The organism is Providencia sp. UF-183 (assembly GCF_058246155.1).
This window is the reverse complement of record NZ_JBSICD010000012.1, coordinates 1-18,061: the sequence shown is the minus strand read 5'-3', so window position 1 is coordinate 18,061 and position 18,061 is coordinate 1. Positions and strand designations below refer to the sequence as shown.

General features: G+C 38.3%; 14 protein-coding genes. 8 read left to right on the top strand and 6 right to left on the bottom strand.

Annotated elements, in window-relative coordinates; translation table 11 throughout:
• The first annotated feature begins 116 nt into the window (after positions 1-116).
• Positions 117-1,745: a sensor histidine kinase DpiB gene (gene dpiB / locus AC4IFT_RS12460; protein WP_490735067.1), complete on the top strand. Its 1,629-nt coding sequence runs from the start codon at positions 117-119 to the stop codon at positions 1,743-1,745.
• Position 1,746: 1 nt separating this feature from the next.
• Complete coding sequence (dpiA, locus tag AC4IFT_RS12455) at positions 1,747-2,427, top strand: two-component response regulator DpiA (protein ID WP_490735069.1); 681 nt, start codon at positions 1,747-1,749, stop codon at positions 2,425-2,427.
• 81 nt (positions 2,428-2,508) lie between these two features.
• On the opposite strand, the gene AC4IFT_RS12450 is transcribed toward dpiA, so the two are convergent.
• Positions 2,509-3,240, bottom strand: coding sequence for a tryptophan 2,3-dioxygenase family protein (locus tag AC4IFT_RS12450; RefSeq protein ID WP_490751481.1), 732 nt, complete (start codon positions 3,238-3,240; stop codon positions 2,509-2,511).
• Between the two features lie 276 nt (positions 3,241-3,516).
• The gene (locus AC4IFT_RS12445) at positions 3,517-4,554 is read right to left on the bottom strand and encodes an SEL1-like repeat protein (protein WP_490751480.1); all 1,038 of its coding nucleotides are present in this window, start codon (positions 4,552-4,554) and stop codon (positions 3,517-3,519) included.
• A gap of 940 nt (positions 4,555-5,494) precedes the next feature.
• Here AC4IFT_RS12445 and dtpA point away from each other — a divergent pair.
• Entirely contained in the window at positions 5,495-6,967 is a 1,473-nt protein-coding gene (dtpA, locus tag AC4IFT_RS12440) for a dipeptide/tripeptide permease DtpA (protein ID WP_490735075.1), read from the top strand.
• Positions 6,968-7,012: 45 nt separating this feature from the next.
• Here the strand turns inward: dtpA and glpX are convergent, their stop codons facing one another.
• Positions 7,013-7,990, bottom strand: coding sequence for a class II fructose-bisphosphatase (glpX, locus tag AC4IFT_RS12435; protein WP_490751525.1), 978 nt, complete (start codon positions 7,988-7,990; stop codon positions 7,013-7,015).
• 152 nt (positions 7,991-8,142) lie between these two features.
• Positions 8,143-9,066, bottom strand: coding sequence for an AEC family transporter (locus AC4IFT_RS12430; RefSeq protein ID WP_490735077.1), 924 nt, complete (start codon positions 9,064-9,066; stop codon positions 8,143-8,145).
• Between the two features lie 590 nt (positions 9,067-9,656).
• Here AC4IFT_RS12430 and AC4IFT_RS12425 point away from each other — a divergent pair.
• The 5 genes from AC4IFT_RS12425 (at position 9,657) to AC4IFT_RS12405 (ending at position 16,584) form a co-directional block, all read left to right on the top strand.
• Positions 9,657-12,563, top strand: a complete 2,907-nt coding sequence (locus AC4IFT_RS12425; protein WP_490735078.1) for a DUF2339 domain-containing protein — start codon at positions 9,657-9,659, stop codon at positions 12,561-12,563.
• A complete protein-coding gene (locus AC4IFT_RS12420; protein ID WP_490751479.1) occupies positions 12,560-14,038 on the top strand; it encodes a DUF3999 family protein in 1,479 nt (492 codons plus the stop codon). Before AC4IFT_RS12425 ends, AC4IFT_RS12420 begins: the two co-directional genes overlap by 4 nt.
• A 178-nt stretch (positions 14,039-14,216) precedes the next feature.
• A complete protein-coding gene (locus AC4IFT_RS12415; protein ID WP_490735080.1) occupies positions 14,217-14,495 on the top strand; it encodes a hypothetical protein in 279 nt (92 codons plus the stop codon).
• Positions 14,496-14,567: 72 nt separating this feature from the next.
• A complete protein-coding gene (locus tag AC4IFT_RS12410; RefSeq protein ID WP_490735082.1) occupies positions 14,568-14,981 on the top strand; it encodes a GFA family protein in 414 nt (137 codons plus the stop codon).
• 391 nt (positions 14,982-15,372) lie between these two features.
• Positions 15,373-16,584, top strand: a complete 1,212-nt coding sequence (locus AC4IFT_RS12405) for a tyrosine-type recombinase/integrase (RefSeq protein WP_490751478.1) — start codon at positions 15,373-15,375, stop codon at positions 16,582-16,584.
• On the opposite strand, the gene AC4IFT_RS12400 is transcribed toward AC4IFT_RS12405, so the two are convergent.
• Both AC4IFT_RS12400 and AC4IFT_RS12395 read right to left on the bottom strand, forming a co-directional pair.
• Positions 16,553-16,834 (bottom strand): helix-turn-helix transcriptional regulator, encoded by a 282-nt coding sequence (locus AC4IFT_RS12400; RefSeq protein ID WP_490751477.1) that lies wholly within the window; start codon positions 16,832-16,834, stop codon positions 16,553-16,555. The genes AC4IFT_RS12405 and AC4IFT_RS12400 overlap by 32 nt on opposite strands.
• Positions 16,835-16,870: 36 nt before the next feature.
• On the bottom strand, positions 16,871-17,422 hold the full coding sequence (locus AC4IFT_RS12395; RefSeq protein ID WP_490751524.1) for a 3'-5' exonuclease: 552 nt from the start codon (positions 17,420-17,422) through the stop codon (positions 16,871-16,873).
• Positions 17,423-18,061 lie beyond the last annotated feature (639 nt).

The following is an 18,061-nucleotide window of genomic DNA, read 5'->3' as shown; positions in this document are numbered from 1 at the left end:
ATGTGTTTAATTAATAATATGTGTATTATGTCTCTAGCTTATATTTCTAATATCTATTATTCTGTGATTTTTGCTGTAACAAATTTTTTACTTTTCAGTTGGTAACGAGAACCTATATGAAAAAAGAACACCCATTCTCTGCATTGGCAAAAGTAAACTCTATTTCCTTTTCAGTACGAGTTTTCTTTCTTCTATTGGTTGTCTCGTTATTTTTGACCTTAGGCTTGGGCAAATATTTTACTGACACTGCTGAAAATCGAATGATGGCAAATATTCGGTCATTGGCGATGAGCCAAGCAAAACTGATTGCTTCAATGGATGGTGTGATTGAATCTGTTAAGCATCGGGATATTCAGCAACTGAAAATCATTGCAGATAAACTGAATCAAGATTCTGACTATGACTATGTGGTGATTGGTGATGAAAATTCCATGCGGCTTTATCACCCAAATAGTGAAAAAGTCGGTTATAAAATGCAATGGAATAAGCCTGGCGCCCTGGCAAGCGGTGAAAGTTATTTTATTGGTGGGGAAGGGTCTATTGGTAATGCTATGCGAGCCAAAACACCGATATTTGATGAAGACGGGAAAATTATCGGTGTCGTTTCCATTGGTTACTTGACCAATAAGATAGACACCTCCCGTAGTGAATTATTTGTTCAAACAGGGGCAACATTCCTTGGCGTCTTGGTTATTTTATTATTTTTGTCTTGGGCATTCACTCGGTTAATTCAACGGCAAATGCTAGGCCTAGAGCCCGAAGAAATTACGCAGTTAGTCCAAGTGCAAAAAGGAATATTTGATGCCGTGTTTGAAGGGATTATTGCAGTTAATCACCATGGGCAAATTATTAATATTAATTCTAATGCACGAAAAATGTTGTCCCTGAGTAAACCGATAGGGCAACTTATTGGCAAATCGATTGCAGAACATATTTCTCCTGCTGATTTCTTTACAGTTGATATCGCCACAACGCAACATGATGTGTTATGTGAATTTAATGGGTTAAATGTGATAGCCAATAGAATAGCAATCCGAGATGAGAACCACCTTATTGGGGCTGTCATCAGTTTCCGTAGCCAAAATGATATTGAGTCATTAAATTCTCAATTGACACAAGTACGACAATACGTAGAAAATCTGCGTACTTTACGGCACGAACATCTAAATTGGATGTCTACGTTAAGCGGCTTATTGCAAATGAAAGAATATGACCAAGCCCTTGCGCTGATTAAAGGCGAATCTGAATCTCAGCAACAACTAATCGATTCATTGCGTGAACAGTTTTTTGATAAGCAAGTTGCTGGGTTATTGTTTGGTAAGTACCATCGTGCAAAAGAGTTGGGCTTACAGTTAGTTTTTACGCCGGGTAGCCAGTTACATGCTTTGCCTGAATCGCTAAATAGCACGGAGTTTTGTGCCGTTTTAGGCAATTTATTGGATAACGCTTTTGAAGCGAGTTTAAAAAATCCACAGGGTAACCTGCAAATTGAACTGTATCTCTCTGATGAAGGTCAAGACATTGTCATTGAAGTTGTCGATCAAGGGTGCGGTTTTCCACCTGAGTTGCAAGGCAAATGGTTTGAACGGGGCGTGACAACAAAAACGGATACAACAGATGGGCACGGAATCGGGCTCTATTTAGTTGCTTCATACGTTAATCGATGTAATGGTGCGGTGATTATTGAAGAAAATCAACCGCATGGTACAGTGTTCTCAATTTTTATTCCGAAAGTGAAGATATAAAATGATTAAGATAAAAATCCTCATTGTGGAAGATGAGCTGCTTTTAGCCGAGATGCACGGCGAGTACATTAAAGCTTATCCAGCTTGTGACAAGGTTTGGTTGGCGGGTAACCTCGCTGAAGCCAGAAAAATGATTGAATATATGAAACCAGACTTGATCTTACTTGATAACTATTTGCCAGATGGCAAAGGCATCGATTTGGTTCACGAATTAATTCAAGAACGCAATAGCGCTGATATTGTGTTTACCACGGCGGCTAGCGATATGGAAACCGTGACTGAAGCCATTCGCCTTGGCGTTTTTGATTATCTGGTTAAGCCAATAGCCTATGAACGCTTGGGGCAAACATTGGATAGATATGTTCAGCGTAAATCTGTTTTGCAAGCCAACAGCAAAACTAACCAGAGTCAAATCGATGATATGTTTAATACCTATGCGCGCGGTGAATCCAAAGAGGAGTTACCGACAGGTATTGATGTGATCACGCTGGAAAAAGTTTTGGCGTTATTTGCCGATCTTGAAGCGGAATATACCGCAGAGAGTATTGCTGAGACGATTAAACTTAGCCGCACAACGGCAAGACGTTATTTAGAATTTTGCTTAGCTAAAAATAAAATTGAAGCTGAGATTGAGTACGGAAAAGTCGGGCGTCCTCAACGAATTTATCGTGGTAAGCGGTAAGGTTGGTTTTTATAGGCTATCTGCACCGATATATAGGTGCAGATGTTTTATGGTGAATGACCAAAAATAGTTAGCCCTCTATTAAGTGTAATTATTTCTCGCCGCAAAGCGTTCAGTTAGTTGCGTTCTCACATCCCATAGTTTGGGAAAAAATTTCATAAAAATTCGCTGCGCCATGGCGTCGGTTAATGTGCCTTTTGTTCCGATGGTTTTATGTCCTAAAATGCGAATTGTCATTTTATAGTGGCGCATGCGCCATACCATGATCTGCTCATCCCACTTCATGAGTGCCTCACATAAGTTAAAAAGCTCATTTTGAATTGGCTGGGAGTAAACCGCCATCAAATCAGTTTCTGTATGTTGAATGTAGTGATTAAATTGTGCATTTAAATTTTTGCCATTAATCGCTACATCACGCCAACCTGGTGACTCCATGCCTGAACCTGTGCCAAATGCAGGGCGAATAGTTAAAAAGCTCCAAGGTGTAAGATGACTGAGTATATTGATTTGTTCAGCAATCAAATGAATACACTCGGTGGCGCGTTGGATAAGGGCGATTGCTAGATGAATCTTGTGTTCTTTTAGTGCGCACGTGGCTTCTATTATTTCCTCATTATTGAGTTTCAACCACAGTTCAGATGATTGATGCGTAATTTGGAAGAGCAGCTCATCTCGGTGTAACCACTCTTCTTTTGTGCGTTGCAATGATAATAGTGTTTCTGTTCTGATGTATTTTTCATAATCATTTTTTCCTTCACCAGATAGAACGGATTGTGAAAAATCGTTAGGGGGCAGACTATTTTTCTCATTCATGAAATACCTCTCTTTTTAAGTGTAATAGCTTAATATAAAGAGAAATATAGGCATGAATAGCGCTAATAATTATGCAGGGACTAATAAAATATATTAAGTAATCATAGCCATTTACGCAGGTGTTTTGCTAAATTGTTTTAATCATTAATGGTAGGCTTTTTCCAGATTGTCTTGATGTTAGGTAATAAAAAGGGAGCAGTATAAATGTAATACTATTCATTTTTTAGCCAGTAAAAATAATGTTTATCAACTCTTTGAAAGCTAAATGTCACAGCGTTATTTATTATTTTTTGCGTTATTTTCCAGAATCAATACTTTTTTCTCGGCTCTCTCATTGCCTTTTTCCGCAGCGAGCTTATACCAACGTAATGCCTTTGCCTCATTTTGCTCAACCCCCATTCCATATTGATAACAAGCACCGCTTGCATATTGCGCATCCGCACTATTTTGTTGGGCCGCTTTAATAAACCAGTGGCAAGCTTTAGCTTGGTCTGCCTTGATACCATCGCCACGGGCATAAATTAATGCTAAGTTAAATTGGGCTGAAACTTCACCTTGTTTGGCTGCGAGGGTAAGCCATTTAATGGCTAACTGTGTATTTTTTTTCGTTCCTTGACCTGTAAGGTACAACATACCGAGGCTATTTTGTGCTGGAGAAAAATCAAGCTCAGCGGCTCGCGTGAAATAATCAAACGCCAGAGGATAATCAGTCTTGTCATACATACCCGTAGCAGCTTGGTAACCGAGTAAATATAAAGCCTGTGGATGGTTCTCTTTTGCGAGAGTTTGGTAAATAGCCTGCGCTTTTTTTGGGGCTTTTGTAACTGCTTTGCCTTCTTCATACCAGTAGGCAAGCGTTAACATCGCGGCAGGGAAGTGTTGCTCAGCGGCTTTCTTTAACCATTGCTCTGCCTCTTGCGGATTTTTCTCTAAAACATTGTCAATACCATACAGCGTATATTCCGCCATATTCATTTGCCCAATAGGGTCACCATTTTCAGCAGCCAATTTCATCCAATATAACATCAATTTTTCATCTTTAGGGACACCTGAGCCCTGTTGGTACATCAGTGCTAAGTTTATTTGGGCTTTACTGAATTTTTGTTGTGCGGAAAGCTGATACCATTTTAAGGCATTGCCGAATTGTTTTTGTGCTTGGTAATACATGGCTAAATTGAACTGCGCTTCAGCTTGACCTTGAGTGGCAAGTTCAATGAGTGATTTTTCATCCAACGAGGCGATTGTCTGTTCAGCAAATGCTAAAGGCATCCATAAATAGCTTATTAACAATAAGGATAAAAACTTTTTTTTCACGTTGAATTCCTTGACATCAATGATACTTAAAGTCACTTAAGGTAAATTGTTTTGTAATTTGTTTCTCAATGCACATGAAGGTGATTGTACATTATTATCAGTAAATCAAATGGTTAATTATTGCTATTAGTGAATAAATAAAAAAGATGTAAAAAAAAATAAAAAAAGATGAACTTTTTTTGAGATTCACGAGTCTTAGTAGTATCTATATTACTGTTTGCTTGCGTAAACATTCATATATTTACCCTCATCATTCATTTCTTTACACGAAGTAATGTAATAATGCATCTATGTAGTGATAGTTTGAATTTAGCAAAAAGATCCTTGAGTAGAATGCATTATGCCCAGTTTATTCACTGGGCTTTTTTTTGTCCAAAATTTCTGCTTCAGCATTTCCTCGTACCATAATTATCATTTTTTAACCGTCCTAGCTTATTTTTTGTCCCTGAAAGGTGCTAAATGGGCAGAAAGGTGTTTGCGTAACATATGCTAATTATATAATTTAAATGTAGAATAATATTCTTAACAACAGAGATACAATTGATTAATTAGTGGTCGATAATAATATGGCAATTTTGTAAAAAATTGAAGTTAATCACGATAAATTCTTATTCATATAGTAATTAATACTAGCTAATTCTTTAATTTTGGTGCATAAATAACGTATATGGCTCAGTTGATTATTGTGTTCTTAGCGGTTTATCTGCTTGTCTTAGCTGAATAAATAATCAAATGTGCTTTAACTCATTGAATTTTATGTTTGCGATCTAAAAAACAATTCTATAAATGTATTTTTGTTTGTTTTGAGGTCAGGGAATGATGCTCGTCCAGTCTGTAGTGAATCTTTCCAACGTTAATTCTTGAGATCATAACAATGCGAGAGCGCAAAGAGCGTTCCGTGGTTTTTTTGCATATGTACAGGTTGTACTAGAGGTAACTTGTGTCCACAACAAATAATAAAGAGGAAGTCAGTCTTAACGCGTTTAAGCAACCTCGCTCGTTCTATCTCATCTTTTCTATCGAACTTTGGGAACGCTTTGGTTACTACGGCTTACAAGGTATTTTACCTATATACCTCAGCCAAGTTCTCGGCATGTCAGAAGCCGAATCCATCACTTTATTCTCTGCATTTGCAGCATTAGTTTATGGCTTCGTCGCAATAGGTGGTTGGTTAGGGGATAAAATCTTAGGGACAAAACGCGTTATCGTCTTAGGGACACTGACCTTAATAGCCGGTTATGCATTTGTCGCTTTCTCTGGGCATGATGTGTCGATGGTCTATGTTGGTTTAGCGACGATTGCGGTGGGTAATGGTTTATTTAAGGCTAATCCATCTTCTTTATTATCAACTTGTTATGAAAAAGATGACCCACGTTTGGACGGCGCATTTACCATGTATTACATGGCCGTCAATATTGGTTCATTCTTCTCTATGATTGCAACCCCTTGGTTAGCAAAACACTATGGTTGGGATGTTGCGTTCTCTCTGAGTGTGGTTGGCCTTATTATTACACTGATTAACTTCTATATGTGTAAAAAATGGGTTTCTCAGCACGGTTCGAAACCTGACTTTGCCCCTGTGGTACTCTCTCGTTTAGTAGCAACCGTGATTGGTGTTGTTGCATTAATCGCTATTTCAACCTGGTTATTGCATAACTTGGGCGTTGCACGTACGGCTTTAGCAATTATTTCTTTAGGTATTTTAGTTATCTTTATTAAAGAAACGCTTGCATTAAAAGGCACTGCACGTCGCCGTATGTTTGTTGCATTAATTCTGATGTTAGAAGCGATTGTTTTCTTCGTTTTATATAGCCAGATGCCAACCTCATTAAACTTCTTTGCATTACACAACGTTGAACATGAAGTTTTCGGCTTCTCTATCGAACCTGCACAGTATCAAGCATTAAACCCATTATGGATCATGATTGGTAGCCCAATTTTAGCGGCAATTTACAACAAAATGGGTGATAACTTACCGATGCCGCATAAATTTGCGATTGGGATGATCCTGTGTTCTGCGGCATTCTTAGTACTGCCATTAGGTGCTAAATTTGCTAATGAAGCGGGTATTGTTTCTGTTGAATGGTTGGTTATTTGTTACGGATTCCAAAGCATTGGTGAGCTGATGATTTCTGGCCTTGGCTTGGCGATGGTTGCTCAACTAGTACCTCAGCGTTTAATGGGCTTTATCATGGGAGCATGGTTCTTAACCAACTCTGCGGCTGCCTTTATTGCAGGGTATGTTGCCTCGATGGCCGCAGCGCCAGAAGGTGAATTAACCAGTAAAGTTGAATCATTAGCTGTATACAGTGATGTGTTCTTGAAGATAGGCTTAGTGACTGGCGCGATTGCGATTATTATGGTGTTAACCGCACCAATGTTAAATCGTATGACGCTGGATCGTGCTGAGTAATTATTTAAAAAGGGCCGGAAGGCCCTTTTTAATGTATATGGAAAATTAATTAAAGTAGCGGTTATTGATTATCTTTAACGAACGAGAACGCCCACTAACGAGAAGGGTGTTCGAAATACGGCTATAGGCATCTGTTGAAACTCCTCCCATTAAAACGGTCGGTGTAATTGCTGTTGCAGCAAAAATGACATCGTCAGTATTCACCATTTGCTCTAAAGATAAAACCTCACCAATTTCAATACCCATTTGTTTGCAACGTATGGCTTCTTGTGCGGCAAGCAGTTTGTTTTCTTCGCTATCACCTTTTGCCTTGTCACGAGGGACTAACCTCGCTTGCATATCGCCACCCAATGCTCGTGCGATTGCTGCACTGATAATACCTTCTGGCGCGCCACCAGTACCATACATCATATCAATTGGATGTTCTGGCAGTATTGTTAATAATGATGCCAATACATCACCATCAGGAATAGTAATCACATTAGCACCAAAATTGCGAATGGTGTTGATGATGTGTTCGTGACGCGGTTTGTCTAAAACGGCGATAGCAAGGTGCGAAATCGGCTTATTCAATGCAGAAGAAAGAAGCTCAAGGTTTTTTTCGATAGGGTGGCTGAGATGAACAGCACCTTTTGCTGCGGCACCAACAACCAATTTCTCCATATACATATCAGGCGCTTGAAGTAATGAACCCGTCGGTGCTGCCGCAAGCACAGCGATAGCATTTTGCTCATTACACGCCACCATACGGGTACCATCTATCGGGTCAACGGCAATATCCAGCCCTTGACTACCTGATTGTGTACCGACTTGCTCGCCAATATAAAGCATAGGGGCTTCGTCGATTTCCCCTTCACCAATCACAATTTTTCCATGAAAATCAATTTCATTAAGACGATTTCTCATGGCTTCGACAGCTGCTTTATCAGCAGCATTTTTATCTTGTTTACCAACCCAGTCGAAGGCCGCAATGGCAGCAACTTCGGTGACGGAAGCAATAGCAGAGGCTAACTCATCACTGATTTTCATTATTTATTAATATCCCAGATGCTTAAAAGAAAAAATACTTAGCACTATGATACGTTTTTTGTGATCTATCTGGCAAATAATTGGTGATAAAACAAGCGAGGAAAATGAAAGAGAGCAGGTCAAAGTTGACCTGCTTTAATTAGGCGTTAGAGCATTTCTACAATAGCAATACCACCAATGATAGAAATCAGCGCAGCGAGGGTACTCAGTAACACGGTTCCTGCGGATGTTTCGGTATAAGCTTGGTTACTAATGGCTAAAGCAGGTACTGCGGTTGCAGTTGGTAATACACCAATAATAAAGGCTGCTTTTAATAAATCATCCTGTAAACCTAATGCAAGCCCTGTCCCTAAAATTAATGCCGCTTGGACAAAGTTCTTAATAAAAACGTTAAAGATAATTTCTTTGCTAATAGTTAGCTTAATACCCGAAAGTAACAAACCAAGGAAAAAGAGAGCAACACCTCCCGCGGTTTTCCCTAACTCATTGACGGAGTTTTGTAATATCTCAGGTAACTTCACACCAAAAATTGCCAGTAATGCACCGAGAATTGGCAAAAATACTAAGGGTTGAGCAACTGCCTTGCCAATGGACTTGATAATACTATGGCCTTGTTGGGAACCGCTGATCATCAATAAGGTAAATGGAATAATGATAACCGTATAAATAAGGTTACCTAATACCATTGCAATTAACCCAGATGAACCGACGGTAGCTAACAATACAGGTGGCCCACAGTAAGCCATATCTGGGAATGAAACAGATAGTGCTTGCATCGCCGCATCTTTTTTATTGTGACGGAAAATAAACTTACCAAAAACAAACCCAATGACGTAGGTTGCAATTAACCCAACAGCTAAGGCTAATAGGTAGTCTATATTGAGCAATACAGATGGTGGAGCTTGCGCTGCCGCAAGAAATAATGCAAATGGTAAGGCGATTTTGACAACAAAGTCTGCAAATGCCTGCGAATATTCTCTTTTAATAAAACCATATTTCCCAGATAGCCAACCAACAGCTAAACCAAGAACGATTGGACCAAGTGCTGCGAGGATGATATGGAGTAGCATGAAGAATTCTCCTTATACTATTCTTCTTATTTTGACGATTTTTACAAAATTATTAATGACGCATAGTCGACTTCTTGAATAAGCTGGTCCTCAGGTACTCGAGGCGTTTTAATTATTAACTGACACAATTATATTTATAAAATTTTAATATTTTCACTATCATCATTAAATGATAGTAATGTTATGAATTTCTTTAGATATTAATTGACGGGCATGCCTATATAAATATCATAAATAATTAAAAAAACACGTTTTAATTTTACTTTTTTGAAACTTATTAAAATGATCATCTTAAATAGACTATCGGGAAATTTAAATATATTTAATTTGATTCTTATTTTGAATGTCGCTAAATGATGATTAAGCGTTTTCTTAGTTACATTAGCATTTAAACCACGTATTAATAGTCGGTAATCATTTTTTGAGCTAAGTGAGATTGTGGTCGAGTAAAACGGATTTAATGAAGTATTTTGTAACAGTTTATTACATTTGGTTGGCAAGGAGATCAATGATATCTACACTAGCAATAATCACAAAGCTCCATTTTGCCATATCTATGACTGCGAATTTTATTATGAGGAAACCTATTTGTGGATACTTGGATACTAGTAGGGTTCATATTAGTCATTCTTGTTATACTCGCCCCGATTCTAGCGATGGTCGCACTGAGTCGAACAGGGCGCATGCAATATCAAATTACTGAGTTAAATCAGAAGGTTTACTCATTAGAGACACAGATTGCTCAATTTAAACAATCGCAGAGTATCTCATCAGAAACCCCAATTGAAGCACAATCACATCAAGAGATTACACAACACACCACAGAGCTAGTGGATGATGGTATTGAACAACCAATACCACGAAATTTGGTGCCTTCAACGCAAAGTGAACAAGATACCGCCGCTGAGAGCGTAATTGCTTACCAACAGGTAGAACCCGCGGATAATATTGAACCAGTAAAAGAAACACCGGTTACTGTACTCCCTCCATTAACGAATTCGAATGCGACTGAGCTTAATCTCAACCGATTTGATAGTTACTCGTCATCTAAGGTAAATCCGAATCGATTTAATAGCGCGAAAGAAAATACAGCAAAAAATACCCAAGATTGGGCCACAGAAAATCAAAATACACCTCATGATGATAAGTCTATATTCTCTCATTTCTTTACTTGGTTATTAAAAGGTAACCCCGTCGCTAAAATTGGCGTACTACTCTTATTTCTAGGGGTTGCTTATCTATTAAATTACAGCGTGCAAAATGAAATTATCTCACCACAAATGCGGTTGATATTTAGCGCGGTAGGGTGTTTGGCATTATTAGGTGTAGGCTGGTGGTTACGTAATAAAAAAGCACTGTTTGGTTTAATTTTACAAGGTGGGGGAATTGGTTGTTTATATATCACTATTTTCGCTGCCTTTAAATTATATACTATGTTGCCATACAGTATGGCATTTGCATTTATGCTACTCATTTGCGCCGCCAGTATCGCGCTTGCATTATTACAACGCACTATCAGTTTAGCTGTTTTAGCATCATTAGGTGGTTATTTAGCCCCCATTCTGTTATCGACAGGTGGTGGTAGCCATGTTGTGCTTTTCTCATATTACTTGATGTTATCAACAGGTATTTTAATCATCAGTGTATGGCAAGCTTGGAGACCTTTAAATTTAGTCGGAATGGTTATGACCTACGGGGTCGCGATTTTATGGGGGCTTGGTAATTATCAATCTGATTATTATCTCTCTTGCCAGTTATTTATTATCGCTAATCTGATCATTTTTAATGCATTAACACAGCTGTTTTCATTGCGTTTCGAACATACTAAACAACTTATTGTTGATAATACGTTATTATTTGCTCCCCCTTTTATTAGTATTGTGCTGCAATTCTATATTTCTGAACATATGGGGTTACTGCCTGCATTTATCTCGTTATTAATTGGCTTGTTGTACCTTGTGGCAGGGCTACAAATTCATAAACGTTATAAAGAAATTGGCAAAAACATGGCACTTGGCAATATTATCATTGGTGCTGGGTTCATCACGCTTGCCATACCACTTGCGCTGACATTCGAATGGACTTCTATTGTTTGGTCACTGGAAGGACTACTGCTTCTCTGGTTTGGTTTACAACAAAACCAAAGAAAATTAGCGGCGGCAGGGTCGTTACTCATTTTAGTAAGTGTCATTACTTTATTAAGTGACTATCCATTCTTATATTGGAGCCGTAGTAGCACTTATATGGTCCCAGTATTACTTGTCGCTTGCTTTGGTGCGGGTGGTTTATTCCATATACGTCGCAATGAAGATAGTAATTATTCGTTATTTAGTTATGGCTTTTTAGTCATGGGAATAGTGGCATGGTATTGCTGGTTGCCAATGTTCACGAATATCCTTTCGTGGAGCCGTGAGTCCGAAGCCTTTATTATGCTGGTCTTAGTCGTGATATCAGTCTGGCTTTGGCGGTTATTTGCAATTCGTATTAATTGGGTACCTTTACTTATTTGCCAATCTTTCCTATGGATTGCGGGCTATTATTACCTCGGTATCGATTTCTTAAATGATGAAAACCCGATGGGACGGGGTGAAGGCTCATTAATTTGGCCTGTCGTATTAGGTAGCTCAATATTGTTTGTGATCCACGCTTATAAGCTTCGCAATCCGTGGATGCAAAGAGTATTGCATGGTGCGAATTTATGGTTGATTCTTGCCTTTATTGCAACCCAAGTGAATTGGTTTGTCTCTATTCTTCCTTGGGGAATGCAACATGAAATGGCTTATTTTATTTATGTAATGGCAATTACGCTCACGATTTTAGTTCTGTATTGGCTACAGCAAAATAGAATGCCACCAATGAAGCGTAACGGGCTGATTTATTGGTATAGCTTATTACCCGTTATTGTTGGGCTAGTTATTTTATCTAGTTATGCAAACTTGGAAGATGGCAAGTTAACATTCTGGAGTTATATTCCGCTAATTAATCCGTTAGATGAAGCCGGGTTGTTTAGTATTGCTGCAATTATTCTGGTGCGTAAAGGCTTCAAGCAAAAATTACGTAAAGTAACAGAGGCTGATTTCTGGATTATTCGTGCGTTATTAGTGGCTATTATTGCGCTTGCTGGACTTTGGCTGAACGGCATACTTATTCGAGCAACGGCTGATTTTGCGGGGCTTAGTTGGCACTATGAAACGTTGTTTGATTCGCGTTTAGTACAAACGGTACTGTCTATTAGTTGGGCCCTTGTTGCACTAGTGTGTTCAGTAATCGCGGCAATTAAGAAAAATCGAGTCTGGTGGTTCTTCGGTGCAGGTATTTTTGCTTGCGTCATTGCGAAGTTATTCTTAGTTGATATTGATGGACAAGGTGGAATAACCCGAGCTGTTTCCTTTATTGGTGTAGCACTGGTTATCCTAATTGTGGGTTATTTCTCTCCTTTGCCACCAAAAGAAATTAAAGAAACAAAAGGGAACGTTGAACAGGAGACGCAATCATGAATCTAAGTAAATATAGAGGGCTATTTGCTGTCTTCTCATTATCTTTATTATTTTCGAGCCAAATTCATGGTGAGGAAATGAAAGAGAATACGCCTTATAGTTTTTACCAAGGCGCAGAAATAAATATATCGGATACCACTGAACCATTTTATTGGCTTGAATTGCCTGCCAATGCTTATTTTAATTCTGCATACCCGAATACATTACAAGATGTTCGCGTATTTAATGGAACAGGAGATGAAGTCCCTTCAGTACTTTTCTACGATGCTGAAAAGTCTATTTCTAAGGCTAACGTGTCATTTACACCTCAACATCTAGTCGCCCGCATTGACAATGTAAATACCGATGAGGATAGGCGTCGAGATAGGCAATATCTTCTTGTAGAATCAATTCCGGGTAAGGTTAATCGCCTTGAGTTACCGAATACGCAGGCAAAAGATAAAGCATCTTATCAAGCTTACTTGCTGACTCGAAATGAAAACCAAGAGAAAAACGCGGCGATTAAAAATCTCACCCTTGATTGGGCTAAACAGAATAATGACTGGCAAGCAAAGGTATTTATTTTCTCTAGTTATGATAAAGAAGAATGGGTAAATATTGCGACAAATCAGCCGATTATGAATTTAACACTGAATGATCAAACTGTTGCAAGTAACCAAATTGAGTTATTAAATGGTAATGCGCAAGCATTGAGTGCACCTTATCTGTTGATCGTGGCCGCAAGTGCCTCAGAGGTTACCATTCCAAGTTTATCTAAAGTTACAGCAAGTGCGGATGTTTTAAAGGCAACTCGTCGCCAAGAATCATTCCACTTTGAAATGACCAATGATGGTGTTTCGCGGGAACATGTTATATACCAATTGCCATCGATGCAGCCTTTAGATGAGTTACAAATACAATTGCAACAATCTAATCGAGTCATTCCATTAAAAGTAGAGTACTCATCTGATCGTGGTGAAAATTGGCTACCTTTGACAAATATTGTTGCTTATAACCAATATGCTGATGGCGAGACGGTTAGTAATGCGAATATTACTCTACATGGTGAAATGATCCGCACATTAAGAATTTCTGCATTGAAAGGGGGCTGGGATGATCAACCTCCGCGTATTGTGGGGAAACGTGATACGCTTAATTTGGTATTTAACGTGCAAGGCGCAACGCCATACCTATTAGTGTGGGGAAATAAGCAGGCGGAGCAAGAAAGTCTCACCTATAACCAGCTATTGGGTAAAACGTATACTGTTGCAGAACTAATGTCGAGTTATCCAGAAGCATATCCAAATACTGAAATAGTTAATTTAGGCGGGGAAAAGCGATTAACAGCCACTACTCCTGCCGATGAAAGCTCAAATTGGATGACAATTGCATTATGGGCTTTGTTATTTCTCGGCATAGTTGTTTTACTCTATTTTTGTTGGTATTTACTTAAAGAAGTGAATTCTGGAAATAAAGATGAGAAAGGCGAACTATAAACCCTTTTCACTATTTGAATGAAAGAGAGCAAATTGCTCTCTTTTTATTTTTTGAACATCTAAATCGTTCATTTAGACAAATATCTACATCATTTTACCGAACCATGAAAACAATTACGCAATCGGTGTTTTTTCTGACAGCCTTTCGCGTTAAAACATCTTCTAGTTATAGGAGAACATGATGAAGAATATACGGCTTACTCGTTTGTTTATTGGCATGGCATTATTTACAGGAGCAACCTTATTTGCTCAGGCTGCGGATAACACCGTACTTACGGAAGTAACTCCACACGTTGTTGCGTATGAATATATGCAGTTACACCAATATAATCAGGATGAAGGGGACATTGAACCTGAGCGTGAAACTAAAGAGCTTGATACTATTCAACTGCAAGAGACAACGAATGATCGGCGTTTTACAGGTCGACAATTCAATCTTAATGATAAAGAAAAATAAATTGAAATTAAGGTATAAATAGCGATAAATAGGTAAGGAACACCATCAATATATAACGCAAAGGAAAATCAAATGCATCAGGGTCAATGTTTGTGTGGGGCAGTTAAGGTATCAACGAATAAAGCGGTTGATAAAATTAGTGTTTGTCATTGTGGTATGTGTCAAAAATGGAATGGCGGCCCGGGCTTCAGCGTGGATTGCGGACATGATTTGCATATTGAAGGCCAAGATTCAATAACCACGTTTGCCTCTTCTGTGTGGGGAGAGCGCGCTTTTTGTAAACATTGTGGTACGCATCTTTTTTATCACTTAATTAACCCGTCAACTTATTACGCATCGGCGACATTGTTTGAAGATAGTAAACAAGCACAATTAGCCATGCAAATTTATATAGATAGCAAACCGAAATACTATAATTTTGTTGAGCAAACTGCGATGTTGACTGAACAAGATATACTGAAAATGATGGGTGCACCTTCAGAGTAATGATCTGAATTAATTTTAAGGTGGGAAGACTTTTCCTGCCTTAAGACGACTGTAAATTTCCTTTCGATTTGTCATGCTAGCGACAAAAAATTGATTTACAATTAAGATAATATGCAATGAATAACATGAGTAAAAACGCGTGATAGCGTCATTGTGATCATGTTTTGTATTTATTTGGGGAATAACAAGATTAATTAATAAAACATCATTCACAAATAGTTAAAATACATATAAATGATTTAATTTATTGTAATTAATGGTTTTATTTTGCTTTTCCGCCTAGCTTTATTCACTAATGTTCATTGGGTTTTATTAAGGTATCATCATTATTGTGTACATATTTGTGCACATATTTTATAGTGGTGTTCTTTAAATAAAAGAGATAATCCCAATGCCAATCACTGATTCATACCTCCGTTCTGTTAATGGTAAACCACAGGAAAAAATCATAACGAAGTCTGATCGCGATGGTTTGTCTGTTCGTATAACACCAAAGGGCAAGGTTGTTTTTCAGTTTAGATATCGGTGGAGTGGGAAAGCAGAACGCATAGATATAGGAAGTTATCCAGCAATAAGTTTAAAAGATGCTCGTGATTTATCTTTATTCTATCGCGGGGAGCTTGAGCAACATAGAAACCCGAAAGTCGTTAAGCGAGTTAAAAAGCAAGATGCAATTCAGGCTCAAACAGTCGAATCATTAATTAGGTGCTGGTGGGAAAAATCACTTAAAACCAAACAAGTCAACGCCGATCAGATTTTGCGTTCTTTTGAGCTCTATTTATTTCCTCAGATTGGACAACTTCCTCATGACGAGACCAATATACATGTCTGGTTATCCGTTATTGAAGATTTATCTAAGAAAATCCCTGCAATTGCAGAGAGAATATTACGTTATTCAAAAACAGCACATAAATGGGGTATTAGGCGAGGGCTCATCCAGTTAGACCCACTAACAAATGTTAATAGTCAAGATGTTGGAGTTAAGGCTAAGCAAGGGGATAGAATACTATCTAATGAGGAGCTAGTGTTATTGTTTGAGCTTATTGAATCACCTCAGTTTAATAAGCGCAATAAATTACTAATAAAGTTATCTTTGCTTTTAGGCTCAAGGGTGGGGGAGTTACTTGGTGCAGAAATGGTTGATTTTGATTTCAACAAAGATATATGGACAATCCCCCCTGATAAGCATAAAACGGGCAATCAGTCAGGCAAACCAATCATAAGGCCATTAATACCACAAGCAAAGTCTCTAATTATGCAGGCATTTGAAATTAGCCATTCTGATCGCTATCTTTTTTCTGTGGCTTCTGGTAATCGGGTTAAAGCCTCTGGTCATAGTGTAATGATACAACTACTTAATAAAGCAATGTCGCCTCATTTTGATAATTACACCACTTGGTCTATTCATGATTTGCGCAAAACAATGAGGACGGGAATATCAGAGCTAACTCCGCCTCATGTAGCTGAAATTATGCTAGGACATAAATTACCAGGAGTATGGCAGGTGTACGATAAGCACACCTACCTAGAAGAACAACGCGAAGCATACGAAAAATGGTGGGATAAGCTCACTAAAATCGTTTACCGTTCTCCCAATCAATAATGTCCGCAAGCCTAAATTGAAGTTCTTTTAATCGGTGACTTGGCTTTGGAAAGCCTTGTTTAGCTTGTTTTCCGTCACTCACCCATACCCTCAATGTATGGGGTTTGATCCCTAGCCTTTCCGCGACCTCCTTTGTGCCAATGAATGTCTTATTTTTTTTCTCATAGCTTAGTTTTGCTGATTTTCTTTCATGGTAGCTCATTGAGTAATGAATCGTTACAGGCTTAATGCTACTCTCACCATACATCATAATTACCTCCACATCTGCCGCATACAGATTTAAAAATTAAATATCGTCGTTAACTGGTTTAATTAAATGCTGGTGGATAATAGACACATATTTAGCCTGATGGATTGCATCAGCTAACGCATTGTGTTGTTCACCTTCGAATTCGAGTGTTCGCTTAGGATCAATACCAGCACTGCGACCAAGTTCTACAATGGTGCGAACATCACGGTTATTATAAAATTTCCAGAATGGATCTAAACCGACTGCATCATATGCGTTACGCAAAATAACATTGTCAAAATCAACGCCATTACCCCACACCTGAACATCATCAGTCAGAACTCTCTCGGCAAAAAGATTTAGGTCGGCTAGTGATTCTTCTAACTCATAATTAAGACCAACAATTTCCGCTCTAGCCTCAGTGCTTTGTCTCATCCACCAAAGGACGGTATCGGCATCGATATGAAGGCCCGCACGTTCACAACTTCTTAAATCGACAACTTGGTAAAATGTAGGGCCAATCTCACCTGTTGACGGTTCAAAAGCTACTACACCAATGGAAACAATGGCTGCATTGTTATGCGTGCTCATTCCTTCTAGATCTACCATTAAGTGTTTATATCTCATTACTTCACCTTTTAATGTGTAAGAAAGTATTAACAACTGAGAATCATCCTATAAAGATGATCAATTTAAGAGTAAATTGATTGTATGTTTTTTGGTCATCGTGATATTGAAATGCCTTCCCATAAAAAAAATAGTAATAATCAATCAATAAGTGTTATGGATATAATTGTCTGTACATTAAAAATTTCAGCAGCAATTATTGCATTTACCTGCTTTACCATATTGTTATTATTGCTTTTTACTTGCGAATTTTAACTGGCATGGATTCCTCTTTATGACGCCTGTTTAATCGATAGGATTGAAATAATTCATAACAAACATTTAATAATGGTCTAAAGTTAATTGAACATTCCAAGTATTGCTGTGTAACTTTTGCCGATGCGCCCTGTGTCGGCATTTTTTTATCTGGCTTCCTTGATAAATTTCATGCCTTAACTATTCTTAAAAAGCCAACAAAAAAATAAACTCTGAACATTCCCTTACCGTCATTAGTGTGGTACCACTTTGGCGGTGTTTTTTTTGCTTCATTGCATCCTTGCAAATGTATCCTTTGGTTAATAATCGTTGTTGTAATAAATCTCATCAGCGTCGGATTCATCTAAAACTAACAGGCTACCGCCG

What these genes read in the sequence shown, in the direction of transcription:
- dpiB (WP_490735067.1), top strand. Translation starts at nt 117, where the DNA reads ATGAAAAAAGAACACCCATTCTCTGCATTGGCAAAAGTAAACTCTATT.
- dpiA (WP_490735069.1), top strand. Translation starts at nt 1,747, where the DNA reads ATGATTAAGATAAAAATCCTCATTGTGGAAGATGAGCTGCTTTTAGCC.
- AC4IFT_RS12450 (WP_490751481.1), bottom strand. Translation starts at nt 3,240, where the DNA reads ATGAATGAGAAAAATAGTCTGCCCCCTAACGATTTTTCACAATCCGTT.
- AC4IFT_RS12430 (WP_490735077.1), bottom strand. Translation starts at nt 9,066, where the DNA reads ATGCTACTCCATATCATCCTCGCAGCACTTGGTCCAATCGTTCTTGGT.
- AC4IFT_RS12420 (WP_490751479.1), top strand. Translation starts at nt 12,560, where the DNA reads ATGAATCTAAGTAAATATAGAGGGCTATTTGCTGTCTTCTCATTATCT.
- AC4IFT_RS12415 (WP_490735080.1), top strand. Translation starts at nt 14,217, where the DNA reads ATGATGAAGAATATACGGCTTACTCGTTTGTTTATTGGCATGGCATTA.
- AC4IFT_RS12410 (WP_490735082.1), top strand. Translation starts at nt 14,568, where the DNA reads ATGCATCAGGGTCAATGTTTGTGTGGGGCAGTTAAGGTATCAACGAAT.
- AC4IFT_RS12405 (WP_490751478.1), top strand. Translation starts at nt 15,373, where the DNA reads ATGCCAATCACTGATTCATACCTCCGTTCTGTTAATGGTAAACCACAG.
- AC4IFT_RS12400 (WP_490751477.1), bottom strand. Translation starts at nt 16,834, where the DNA reads ATGATGTATGGTGAGAGTAGCATTAAGCCTGTAACGATTCATTACTCA.
- AC4IFT_RS12395 (WP_490751524.1), bottom strand. Translation starts at nt 17,422, where the DNA reads ATGGTAGATCTAGAAGGAATGAGCACGCATAACAATGCAGCCATTGTT.